Source organism: Virgibacillus halotolerans, from assembly GCF_016908515.1.
GTDB classification, from domain to species: Bacteria; Bacillota; Bacilli; order Bacillales; family Amphibacillaceae; genus Virgibacillus_M; species Virgibacillus_M halotolerans.
This window is the reverse complement of the sequence record NZ_JAFBEA010000008.1, coordinates 1-12,214: the sequence shown is the minus strand read 5'-3', so window position 1 is coordinate 12,214 and position 12,214 is coordinate 1. Positions and strand designations below refer to the sequence as shown.

Genomic DNA, 12,214 nt, shown 5'->3' with positions numbered 1-12,214 from the left:
ATTATTTAGAAATAGTTATGCATCTATTATCGGAATGATTGCTATTTTATGTAGATTAAATAGGACTTTTGACCGATATCATGGTTGAAAACCAATAAATGTAAGATTACCTATGATTACTATAATCAATTATTTCTTGATTTCGCCAAAACCCTTCAAAACTTAAGCGAACTAACCGACATTATACTTAGACATGTTAATACGTGATTAACGCGAAGGGGAATTGCGCTGTAAAGTTTTGGAGGTTAATAAATGGATAAAACATCAATTATAGGTATTTTGTTAGGCATCATTGCTGTTGGAGTCGGTATGGTATTAAAAGGGGTTAGTATCGTAGCAATAATAAATCCTGCTGCATTACTAATTATCTTTGTGGGGACCGCTGCATCAGTTTGTATTGCTTTTCCAGGAAGTACATTAAAGAAGATACCATCGCTGTTTAAGATTATATTTAAAAAAAGTGAGCAATCAGATATAAAAGAATTGATTGTAATGTTTACGGATTGGGCTAATCAAACTCGCCGGGAGGGAATTTTATCATTAGAGAAGCAAGTGGATGAAGTAGAAGATCCATTTCTTTCTTCTGGTTTGCAATTGGCGATTGATGGACAAACACCAGAATTTATTCGAGATGTGATGCTTGAGAAGCTGGATGCCATGGAAAGCCGACATCAGGAAGGGGCAGCTGTATTTTCCCAGGCAGGAACTTATGCGCCAACATTAGGCGTGCTTGGGGCTGTTATAGGATTAATTGCTGCGCTAGGTGATATGCAGGATATGGACGTTTTAGGGCAAGCAATATCTGCTGCATTTGTTGCGACATTACTTGGGATTTTTTCTGGCTATGTATTGTGGCATCCTTTTGCAAATAAGTTAAAGGAAAAATCGAAAAAGGAAATACAGCATAAAGAGATAATTATTGAAGGAATTCTTTCTATTACTACCGGGGACTCAGCGAATGTGGTAAAGGAAAAAATGAGTTCCTATATGTCATCAAAGGATTTACTGAAGATAAATCAGGAGGAAGCTGATGCGCAGAAAGAAGCGGAATAAAGAAGAACATCGTGTGGATGAGTCGTGGTTGCTCCCTTATGCCGATTTATTAACGTTGTTGGTGGCATTGTTTATTGTTTTATTTGCGATGAGTGATATGGATACGCAAAAATATAAGGAGCTTTCGGAAGTGTTTCAGAATGAATTCTCTGGAGGAAAGAATATCTTCGAGCATAATGAATCATTGGTAGAATTTCCAATAGAATCAGAGGAAGACGAGCATGGGGAAGAAGAGGCAGAAGAAGAAAGTAATAATAAACAAGAACTGATCAAATTACAAGCCATTCAAAAAATGATTGATGATTATATTGATGAAAGTAATCTGGGTGAAGTAATTGAAACGGAATTAACGGATGAAGGATTATTAATAACGATCCTAAATGACATTTCTTTTGACTCAGGAAGTGCAGTGGTTAAAAATGAAGGACAGCAAATTGCTAAAGAGGTATCTAACTTTCTAGATACAAATCCCCCACATCAAATTGTGGTCAGTGGACATGCAGATGATCGGCCAATGCATAACTTTGAATTTGCTTCCAACTGGGAATTAAGTATTACGCGTGCACTTAACTTTATGGGATTCATTCTGGAAAATGGGGATCTTAATCCAACAAAATTCAGCGCGAAAGGCTTTGGGGAATATCAGCCAATCGTGCCGAATACGAGTGAAAAAAACAGGGCGAAGAACAGGCGTGTAGAGGTGCTTATTTTACCGAATTATGAAATCAAAACGGATGAATAGATGGGTTGTTTGAATGGCAATAAGGTATGTAAAGAACAAGTTTTAGCGACTTGTTCTTTTTTTACTTACTGAAACCTATAACTAGTCGGAATAGCGGGTTTTGAATGTTGACGGTACACCGATTGAAAGTTTATGCTTCTGGTTTGTCGATGATTTCCCTTTCATTGAGCGCATAGGATAAGGGGGAATCTACAAGTAATTTACTTAACATTTGATTTGTTTGTTGCAATTCACCCCGCGTATATAATTTCGCAAGCATTTCATATAAATTTGTTTCCACAGCTACGATCTGCAAATATTTCTCATTTCCTAAATCTGTCAGGGCAAGGCGGACATAACGAGAATCTATTTTCTCCCGAATCCTTTCCACAAATTTTTCTTTAACCATTCTTTCAACTAATCTCGAAGGACTTCCTTCTTCACAAATTAATAAACTGCCCAATGCTTTTAAGGTAACTGGCTGGTTATGTTTTAAGACACTAATGACTTCGGCCTGGGAAGGGGTGACACCAATATCTTTTAGTAAAACCTTTAAGATTCTATTTCCTTGTCTTTGTGCGGCCAAGATGAGGTATCTAAACCTTTCAGCTTCTTGAAATTTATTTTCCAAATTAATTCCTCCCAGTTATGATGTAATGATTTCAGGTACGATGTTCGGGTCATGATTTGCAATAACACGAAGACAATTTTCTCTGTTTGCAAAGTCCTTCACCCACTTCAGTGATAAGCTAGCAGCTTTTTCGTCTGTTGTTAAACCAGGCAATATCATTTCTTGCCACGACTTTTCAGCATAGCCAACATCACTAGCTAATAGCAACCACCCCTTTGGCATCTTTATTAATTATACGGGGCAGGATGAAGCCCTTTTTCTTTAAAGGATAATGCTCCGTCTATATATACCTTTCCTGTATGCATAATATGTACTTTCAAATTGGTACCCCCTATTAATTAAATGACACCTCATCTATTAGTTTTGTAATAGATGATGCGTCATTTAATTTCAAGCAAAAAAGGAATCTATGCCATTAGTAAATGTTTTATGGAAGGAGGGTATCTATCTATACTCTATAGAATACGTTAAGATATAGATAAACGTCAGCAATATTTTTTAAATGGCTAAATCAAAACTTGGAGAGAAGGGAATCAGTTTGCTATATGAAAAGGATAGTTTAAAAGTACGGCATTTACGGAAAAAAGATGACATTTTATTAGCTAGATGGCTTTCTGATCCATTTGTATTGGAATTTTATGAGGGAAGAGACAAACCTTTTGATGTACAAAAGGTTCATCAAAAACTTTATAATCGTAATAAGGATCTTGTTGGTTGTATTGTTACATATAAAGGGCTGGATATAGGATACATACAATATTATCATGTGAATAAGAAAACCAGTAAAATAGATAGCGATGATGGAACAGAAAATGTTTATGGAATAGATCAATTTATCGGGGAAACTGCGTACTGGAATAAGGGGATTGGTACATTGCTTATCAAATCTATGGTAGCTTTTTTGTTTGAACAAAAGCATGCTGATAAAGTAATTATGGATCCACAAGTACAAAATGAACGGGCAATTAAATGTTATGAAAAGTGTGGCTTTAAAAAGGTACGAATGCTACCCCATCATGAATTACATGAAGGAGAATACCGTGATTGCTGGTTAATGGAATATAGGAAACCTATTTAACCACAAGCTTCAACTTGAAAAATAACCTAATTAAGCTATCATAGTATATTGATCAACGAGAGGAGAATAATAATGACTAGAAAGATTTATAATGCAAAAACTGCCGAAGTATCAGGACCATATTCTCATGCGGTGGATGCAGGCGAATATATTTATTTTTCAGGACAAACAGCAAAGAATACACCAACTGCAGAAGATATGACAGGGGATATTGCGGCGCAAACGAAACAATGTTTTATCAATTTGTTTGAGGTGATGAAAGAAGCAGATCTTACGTCAGATGATGTCGTAAAAGTAAATGTATACTTGACAGATATGAACGATTTTACAGCGATGAATGAAGTGTATGAGACACAGTTTAACGCACCATTTCCTGCAAGAACATGTGTGGCGGTTCTCGGATTGCCGCTTGGTGCGGAAGTAGAGATCGAGATGATCGCGAAAAGGAATAAATAAAGAGGGGGGGAGCGTATCCCTCTTTTTTACATAAAATGTATCTGTGTCGAATTATTGACGGTATGGTGTAAAAAGTCGCATTTTGGGCTTTATGGGGTGCAAAAAATCCTGCTTAACTGTATAATGTTATCGTATTGTTATTCGTTATTTTATAATTGAAATGTAAGAGTGATCATTATAATCTTAAATGATCCGCTTTTTAAAGGGAGGATTTAAGTATGGACAAAGTGGAGACAGCCCCTTCACACCAGTTTGTAAATAGTAACCAGGCAAATAAACATACGATTGCCAGTTTATTTTTTGATTTGAAAGAACTTTTTAAAGGTATTGTGCTCGTGTCCAATGTGTTGCCTGTTTTTGCAGGTTTTTGGTTGGCGCTTTATTTTACCAACGCATCGATCGCGGATTATTGGGGTTTGATGCTCGTAACATTGATTGGTAGTATGTTTGTGATGGCTGGGGCACTTGTCCTGAATAATTGGTATGAGGTTGATCTTGATACAGCTATGAAACGAACGGAGAACCGGCCAACAGTAACAGGCAGTTTTTCATTAAACACTGTTTTAGCAATTGGTATTTCTCTTTCAGTACTTGGTTTTATTGTATTGTCATTTACAACGTTAGAATCAATCGTTTATGCATTCATTGGTTGGTTTACATACGTTGTTCTATATACTTTTTGGACCAAACGTAAATATGCAATGAATACGATCATCGGCAGTGTTTCAGGTGCTGTTACACCGCTTATTGGCTGGGCGGCAATTGATTCCGCCTTTCATGTGGTACCGATCGTATTATTCCTGCTGATGTTTATTTGGCAAGTACCACATACCTTTTCGATCGCAATGAAAAGATATGATGAATATAAGGCTGCGGGCGTTCCAATGCATCCAGTTGTTTATGGATTCGCATCAACGAAGCGCCAGATTTTTGTGTATATAGCTTGTTTACTGCCGCTGCCGTTTTATTTAACAGAAATTGGCACGCCATTTGTTGTGCTAATAACCTTGATGAATGTTGGCTGGTTGGCGTTAGCAATTAGAGGATTCTTTGTGAAAAATGATGTGAAATGGTCGCGGGTGATTTTCGTTTATTCATTAAGCTACTTGACGATATTTTTCCTTTTTATCATTGTTGCTACAACACCAATGTTCAGCTAATCGCACCATACAGAAAGATCCGCTCGTCTTATTTAGACGAGCGGATCTTGTTTATATGTCTAATGTCCCTCGATTGCAGTAGCTGGTTTATATAGACGACTAATCGCCACGCCAAACAGAGAAACAAGGGCAAATATAAGGAACAGGTACTGATATCCGGCGATCATTGCGATCAATACCGAAGATGCGATACTGCCGAAGTAACGGAATGTCGAGAAGATTCCTGATGCACTTCCAGACATCTTGGGTTCTACGGCAGATAAAGATGTCATCTGCATACTAGGCATAGCAATGCCGCTTGCTAGTCCACCGAATACAAGAAAGATCAGAACGAGTGGCAACGATGATATAATGATCGCAATTGAAAACCCAATATTGACTATAAATAATCCAATAAACGAAAATAAAACAAGCTTTCTTGCCCCGAAGTTCTGATGAAGCCTGCCACCCATAAAACTGCTGACCGACATCGAAATGGAGAAAAGCGAAAGAAATAATCCACTTACAGCTTCGCTTACATGAAATTGTGCGGCCATCAGCAATGGTGTTACAAGTAGAATCGCATACATAACAAAATTACTAAAGGTCACAGATAAATTCGCAGCTGTAAATACACGGTTTTTAAATAAACTCAGTTTAATAATGGGGTCTTTCGCCTTTTTCTCCCTTAGAAAAAACAATGGAATTGCGATAACTAAGAAGATTGCATATCCAATCATTGATCCCACTGTATCTGATTTTGATAAAAGGACGAGGCTACCAATTGAAATCGCTAGTAAAATACTCCCAAGATAATCAAGCGATATATTTTGTTTTTCCTGATCGACTTTTGGAATAAAGACGATGGACAATATCAATGATAGAACCATCAAGGGGAGATTGACTAGGAAAATGGCATGCCAGTCAAAAATCCCAATCAGCGCCCCTCCTACCAACGGACCTAACGCAGCGCCAAGTCCTGCTGTCAATCCGAATAACCCAAGTGTTTTTGAGAGTTTCTCTTCTGAAAGTGTGAGACGCAAAAGCGCAATGCTGTTTGGTGTCATTAAAGCTCCGCCGATCGCTTGAAGTGCACGGAATAGGAGTAGTAACTCTAAATTAGGAGCTATCCCACAGCCAAGGGAACCGATAATAAATAAACCTACGCCTATCAGATACAAGCGCCGATAGCCAAATAGGTCGCCTATCTTGCCAGCAATTGGCTGAAGAACTGCCATGCCAATTAAGTAGATCGTAACGACCCAAGTGATCATCCAAAGCGATTCATCGAGTGCATTTGCCATCGATGATAATGCAACGGCAATCATTGTTGAATTGAGTGGGACGAGTATACCCCCAATAAGCAAGGAAGCAACAATAATATTTTCCTTTTTTTGCTTCATAATTATTTCCTTTCTTTCGTCATAACGGTTGCTACCTGACACCGTCTAAGAATAATTTGATGCTCTCTTCAATCATGCATTCATCTGTCAATAATGTAAATTGCTCACCAAGCTGGATGCGATGCGTGAAGTAACCGAAAATCAAGCTAATAAAAATCTGTGCTTGTGCTTGATGATTACCGGCTTTGATTTTTCCGTCTTGCGCCATTGTCTCAAGATATGACGCGAGAGAGTTAATAAAGGCCAACGGTCTGTTCACGACGTGAGATTTCATATCCTCAAAAGCTGTTGGATCCTTAAGTACAGCCTGAAGTATGTCACGATGTTTATCTAAATCACGCAATAGACTGTTGCCAATATGTTGTAAATCACGTTTTAAATCTCCAGTTGTTTCACGAAAAGCGATCGTAAAGTCTGCTTCAGGTTGCATAAGGACGCTTTGCATTAAACCTTCTTTACTGCCAAAGTTACGAAAAATAGTTGCCTCACTTACCATTGCTTTCTTAGCAATTTCCTTCGTGGTTGCCCGAAATCCTTTTTCAGCAAATAATGCCAGTGAGGCCTCTAATATCCGTTCGTCGGTTTTTCTCATCTGTTATCACCCTTTCGACAGTATGTACTGATGGTATACTATCATCCTATTATACTATAGAAGTAGACTGTACATACGACCGAAATAGGGTTCAGATTTTTTCCACTAATCCTGTTGTACCATTGACACGCAGCCATTCACCATCTGCAATAGATTCGGTTGCTGTTTGTGTTCCGAGTACCGCTGGAAGCTTATATTCCCGTGCAATGATTGCTGAATGGGAGAGCATCCCGCCTGTATCCGTTACAACAGCGACTGCCTCTTGGAATAGAGATGTCCAGACTGGTGTTGTCATTTTACATACAAGCACATCACCTGGTTCCAATTTATCAAAATCATGCGGGTTATTGACTACTTTCGCTGGGCCGGTTGAGACACCACCAGAGGCTCCTACGCCATATATCTGATTCTCAGCGTTACGGCTATCTTCATTAATTGAACCAGCCATCATCTCAATAAATTGCTCGCCATCCTTTGTTGGCTTACCAAAGTAGGTAGGGGCTCGATAATGTTCATGATCTAGATGCTCTTGTTTACGTCTTGCGCTAATTTCAATGAGTGATGTCTTCCTCTGAAGTGCTTCCAACAATTCACTATCATAAACAAACCAGATCATTTCCTTTGTTTCAAGCAATCCTTCGGAAACGAGTAAATCTGCTACATTCAAAAGTAACACGCGGGCCTTTGCATCAAGCATTGCATCAATGTAAAAATGATGATCGTCCCGAATACTGCTTGCATCAAACGCCCATTGGTATAACTTATCGAATGTTGCCTTCTGCTCAGGGCTGACATTTCTTTTATCTGCTGCTTTGCTTATTTTTGCGTAGGCTTCTTGTCGATTTATCCTTTTCTCCTCAAAATGCTGATTAAAATCAAAGTCATTTCGGACAAAGTTTTGAATGATGCTAATGGCATAGAGTGGATTTTCTACCCAGGTTTCTTCTACAAAATCATGACTTTTGATCGAGCGCCATCCAAAGTTCTCCAAAAAGTCATCCAGCTCGTTTAAAAGTGCCTTGCCTTCTGTGAACGATTGTAAATGGTTTATCAATTCATCCCTTTTCTGCTCAGTGAAAGCAGCATAGAGGATTGGTGAATCTTTCACCTTGTTGGCAAAATTCCATAATTTTTCGTCTGTCTCCAAGGACTTATTCATTTTTCCGGTCAACAACTGGTGGAACAAGAGTGGATCTTCTTCTCCATATATCTCGACAAACAATCGCTCCAATTTTTCCTGAAGAAGTACTTGAGGGAACACAATATTGAAATGTTGATAGTACCCTAGCACGTAAAAGTCTTTTAAAGCTTGAACAGACTCAATCGCTCCTTGAAAGGTAAGTGTTTGCTCGCTCCAACTTACGACCTTTTCATAAAAAGGGAAAAAGTCTCTTTCTAATATTTCCATCATTCGCTCGAAAAGCCTAGGAAATTGTTCTTCTGGTATTTGTATTGCGGTTAGGTCCATGGCTGTTTGTGCTTTACCAAATAAATACCCCTCATGAATTTTAATCTCTTGAAAAGACAGCCCAGTGGCAAAGTCTTCTTCAAGTTGTTTCATCCCATCTCTAATCCCAGGAATGATGAAAGAGGCAAATAAAGGCGTAACAGGACCCGTGATTACTGCATCCATTTTGATCCAAAATTCTGATTTATCGTCTTCGGATAATATAAGATGTGGATGCATTTTTTCATCGCGCTTATCTGTAAGTGTTGCAGCCGCTTCTTTGCTTGTTGTAATGGGACGTGCCTGCAGGAGAAACAATGCGGATTCTGCAAAAGCAAATTCAACATCAACAGGATAACCATAATGGCCTTCAATTTCTTTTGTTAAGCGGGCTACGGATTTAGCTTGTTCGTCGGATAGACAGCAGTTTTGCTGTTGTTCCTTCGTAGTATTTCTTTCGACAATCCCGTCTTGGTCGGGGAGAAGCATGGTTTCCTTTGCACCGACTTGCTTTGAAATAAGCTCATTCTCATGATTGATTACATACGTATCGGGCGTCACTGAACCGGAGACAATAGCTTCCCCTAATCCATAACTTGCGGATAAAATGACTTTATCCTTTTCATGTGTAATTGGATCTTCACTAAACGCGACACCGGACATCTCGGCGTTAATTAATCCTTGCACAACAATGGCCATGTGTCCGTCACTCATATCCTCTTCCATGTTCCCCTGATAGGTTTGTACGCGATCAGCAAAAGCAGAGCACCAACATTCCTTTACCTTTTGTAAAAATTCCTGATCAGATTGAATATGGAGAAAGGTTTCGTATTGTCCAGCAAAAGAAGCTTGGTCAAGATCCTCCACGATAGAAGAAGATCGAACAGCTACAGATGGATAGGCTGCAAGCAACTTGTGAAAAGAAGTAAGTATTTCTTCCTCTAAGTCTGTGGGGAAGTCAGCCTGTACGACCTCATTGAAAAGTCGCTTATTATCCATATTCATCTGGTTTTCCTGTAAAAGTGCAGTGAGCGCTTTTGTTGAAATGATAAATCCATCGGGAACAGGTAGATTTTGCTGATACATTTTTACTAAGTGATAGCCTTTGGCACCAAGTGTTTCGACATGCGCTTTCGTTTCTGAAAATGAATGTGTGTACATAAGTAGATCTCCCTTCATCGAATGTAATGATAGTGAACACTATCATTTTTTAAACTATAACGAAAATGACATTAAATGTAAATAAGGCGTATGACCTAGACTTTTAGAATGCTCGGTTTGATCTTCGTGAAAGAGTTATGCACCCGCTTCCATAGGAGCAGGATTTGGAAACAGGATACTTGATATATTTATGTGCAATGATATGTTTAATAGAGGAATGATGAAAAAAGGAGCTGGATTACGATGAAGGTTTTTGTTGTTGGAGCGAACGGACAAATTGGGAAACATCTTGTTGATATGTTAAAAGCAAGCGATGAACATACCGTTAGCGTGATGGTTCGTAAGCAAGAGCAGGTGGAGGCATTTGAAAAAGCAGGGGTAGAAGCCAAATTAGTAGATCTCGAAGGTAGTGTCTCAGATATTGCGAAAGCAGCAAAAGGGTGTGATGCAATTGTTTTCACTGCTGGATCTGGTGGACATACAGGCGCAGATAAAACAATGCTTATCGATCTGGATGGGGCCGCAAAAACGATAGAAGCTGCTGAAGAAAATGGGATCAAACGCTATATTATGGTAAGTGCGATTCATGCGGATAGCAGAGAGAAATGGGGAGAAGGAACGCCAAGCTACTACATGGTTGCTAAACACCATGCGGACAGGATCCTGAAACAAAGTGACCTTACTTATACGATTGTTCGTCCTGGAGGTCTTTTAAACGAACCTGGGACTGGAAAAATCTCTCTTGCTGATAACATAAGCAGTGGTTCCATACCACGGGAGGATGTTGCTAAAATCATTTTTGACTCCTTAACGAATGAACATACTTATAACCGATCGTTCAATGTGGTTTCTGGTGCAGACTCAATTTCAGACGCATTAAATAAATAGTTTACTGGATTCCAAATATCGTAAATAAAAAGACTGCTCCTGATAGAAATAGGTGCAGTCTTTTTCGTACTAAGATTTTTCTTATTTTTCATTCCAAATTTCTTTCGCTGTTTCAACGATAAATTTCAATTTATCCCACTGTTGTTGTTCAGTCAGCTTATTTCCATGATGGGTGGAAGCGAAGCCGCATTGTGTACTCAAGCAAATTTGTTCAAGTGGTACGTATTGGGTTGCTTCTTTAATGCGTGCTTTGATTGCAGCTTTGTCTTCTAATTCGCCGTTTTTGGATGTGAAGACACCAAGCACCACACGAGCTCCACCATCAGGAATATGTTCTAATGGTTTAAAGCTGCCTGAACGGTCATCATCATATTCCAGGAAGAATCCATCGACTTTTTCTTTAGCAAATAAGGTTGGTGCAATCAGTGCATAGCTTCCTTCAAATGCCCAAGTCGATTGGTAATTCCCACGGCATAGGTGTGTCGTTACAACGAGATCTTCTGGCTTTCCTTCTAAAACGCCGTTAACAACCCGTAATGCTAAATCAATGTATTCCTGTCTTGAATATTTGGTTTCGTCGAATCGAATGTCAGTTGCGGAAAGTCCTGCAATGTACACATCATCAAATTGCAGATAGCGGACGCCAGCATTATAAAATGCTTGTAGTGCATCCTGATAGGTTGTAATAATGTCTGCTGCGTAGTCCTCAATATCCGGGTAAATATCCGTATTTTGAATACCGGCATTGAATAACTGGTTTGGACTCGGAATGGTTTGTTTGGCAACTGCGCGACCGTTGACGATGTCATTGAATTCGATAAAGTCCTTAATGAAAGGATGATCGGGATTAAAGGAAATCTTCCCAGTGTTTCGAACTTCATATTTTTCCGTTTCTATCCCATCAAATTTATAACCGTGTTCAGGGACATATCCTTCAAATCCGTTAAGATGCTCAAGAAAATCTAAATGCCACCATGTGCGTCTAAACTCTCCATCTGTAACCAGTTCAAGCCCGACTTCGACTTGTTTATTGACAATTCGTTTAATTTCTTTTGTTTCTACTTCACGCAATTGTGCTGCAGTGATGGTTCCTTCTTTGAATTCCTTTCTTGCCTGGTGCAGGTTGTCAGGACGTAGAAGACTCCCCACGTGATCCGCTCTGAATGGTGCTTTGGTTAATATGTTTGTATTTGACATGTTACATTCCTTCTTTCTATGTTTTTTATTTGTAGAGACTGTTCAAAAAGCCCAGTAAAAATAACCCATCGAAATTCTGATATTATGCTTTTCCGTTCCTTGGAAAAGAAAAGCACTTTATCTGCGTGCGAAGCAGAATGTATTGCTGCTCGAATTCAGGCGTTTGTCGCTCGATTCGGGCGTTTGTCGCTCGAATTCAGACGCTCGCCGCTCGATTCAGGCATTTGTCGCTCGAATTCAGAAGCTCGCCGCTCGATTCAGGCGTTTGTCGCTCGAATTAAGAAGCTCGCCGCTCGATTCAGGCATTTGTCGCTCGAATTCAGACGCTCATCGCTCGATTTAGGCATTTGTCGCAGTCAAGTCCCAAATCCTGTGTAAATTAGTTTTACAATGTTAACCGATCAGGTGGCATATTATATAATCAAAATTACAAAGCACTGAGATAAAT

12 protein-coding genes are annotated in these 12,214 nt (G+C 39.2%); 6 read left to right on the top strand and 6 right to left on the bottom strand.

The window, feature by feature from the left end:
• The first annotated feature begins 252 nt into the window (after positions 1-252).
• The gene (gene motA, locus JOC34_RS16335; protein WP_205137855.1) at positions 253-1,053 is read left to right on the top strand and encodes a flagellar motor stator protein MotA; all 801 of its coding nucleotides are present in this window, start codon (positions 253-255) and stop codon (positions 1,051-1,053) included.
• Positions 1,031-1,795 carry a flagellar motor protein MotB gene (gene motB, locus JOC34_RS16330; protein WP_205137854.1) on the top strand — a complete coding sequence of 255 codons (765 nt, stop codon included), beginning with the start codon at positions 1,031-1,033 and terminating at the stop codon, positions 1,793-1,795. The genes motA and motB overlap by 23 nt, the downstream gene beginning before the upstream one ends.
• A 130-nt stretch (positions 1,796-1,925) precedes the next feature.
• Here motB and JOC34_RS16325 read toward each other — a convergent pair whose 3' ends face one another.
• Together JOC34_RS16325 and JOC34_RS16320 are read right to left on the bottom strand one after the other, a co-directional pair.
• Positions 1,926-2,405: a MarR family winged helix-turn-helix transcriptional regulator gene (locus JOC34_RS16325; protein WP_205137853.1), complete on the bottom strand. Its 480-nt coding sequence runs from the start codon at positions 2,403-2,405 to the stop codon at positions 1,926-1,928.
• A 15-nt stretch (positions 2,406-2,420) separates the two neighbouring features.
• Positions 2,421-2,612, bottom strand: a complete 192-nt coding sequence (locus JOC34_RS16320; protein WP_205137852.1) for a hypothetical protein — start codon at positions 2,610-2,612, stop codon at positions 2,421-2,423.
• A 295-nt stretch (positions 2,613-2,907) separates the two neighbouring features.
• On the opposite strand from JOC34_RS16320, the gene JOC34_RS16315 reads away from it, so the two are divergent.
• The 3 genes from JOC34_RS16315 to cyoE all read left to right on the top strand — a co-directional run bounded on the left by JOC34_RS16315 (position 2,908) and on the right by cyoE (position 5,099).
• The gene (locus JOC34_RS16315; RefSeq protein WP_205137851.1) at positions 2,908-3,483 is read left to right on the top strand and encodes a GNAT family N-acetyltransferase; all 576 of its coding nucleotides are present in this window, start codon (positions 2,908-2,910) and stop codon (positions 3,481-3,483) included.
• 72 nt (positions 3,484-3,555) lie between these two features.
• Positions 3,556-3,939: a RidA family protein gene (locus JOC34_RS16310; RefSeq protein WP_205137850.1), complete on the top strand. Its 384-nt coding sequence runs from the start codon at positions 3,556-3,558 to the stop codon at positions 3,937-3,939.
• A 218-nt stretch (positions 3,940-4,157) separates the two neighbouring features.
• Positions 4,158-5,099: a heme o synthase gene (gene cyoE, locus JOC34_RS16305; RefSeq protein ID WP_205137849.1), complete on the top strand. Its 942-nt coding sequence runs from the start codon at positions 4,158-4,160 to the stop codon at positions 5,097-5,099.
• A 59-nt stretch (positions 5,100-5,158) separates the two neighbouring features.
• On the opposite strand, the gene JOC34_RS16300 is transcribed toward cyoE, so the two are convergent.
• From JOC34_RS16300 to JOC34_RS16290, 3 genes are all read right to left on the bottom strand, one after another.
• A complete protein-coding gene (locus JOC34_RS16300; protein WP_205137848.1) occupies positions 5,159-6,481 on the bottom strand; it encodes an MFS transporter in 1,323 nt (440 codons plus the stop codon).
• 31 nt (positions 6,482-6,512) lie between these two features.
• Positions 6,513-7,073, bottom strand: coding sequence for a TetR/AcrR family transcriptional regulator (locus JOC34_RS16295; protein ID WP_205137847.1), 561 nt, complete (start codon positions 7,071-7,073; stop codon positions 6,513-6,515).
• 91 nt (positions 7,074-7,164) lie between these two features.
• Positions 7,165-9,681, bottom strand: coding sequence for a PEP/pyruvate-binding domain-containing protein (locus tag JOC34_RS16290; RefSeq protein WP_205137846.1), 2,517 nt, complete (start codon positions 9,679-9,681; stop codon positions 7,165-7,167).
• Between the two features lie 243 nt (positions 9,682-9,924).
• Between JOC34_RS16290 and JOC34_RS16285 the strand changes: the two genes are divergently transcribed.
• Complete coding sequence (locus JOC34_RS16285) at positions 9,925-10,569, top strand: SDR family oxidoreductase (RefSeq protein ID WP_205137845.1); 645 nt, start codon at positions 9,925-9,927, stop codon at positions 10,567-10,569.
• 81 nt (positions 10,570-10,650) lie between these two features.
• On the opposite strand, the gene JOC34_RS16280 is transcribed toward JOC34_RS16285, so the two are convergent.
• On the bottom strand, positions 10,651-11,766 hold the full coding sequence (locus JOC34_RS16280; RefSeq protein WP_205137844.1) for a 5-methyltetrahydropteroyltriglutamate--homocysteine S-methyltransferase: 1,116 nt from the start codon (positions 11,764-11,766) through the stop codon (positions 10,651-10,653).
• Between the last annotated feature and the right edge of the window lie 448 nt (positions 11,767-12,214).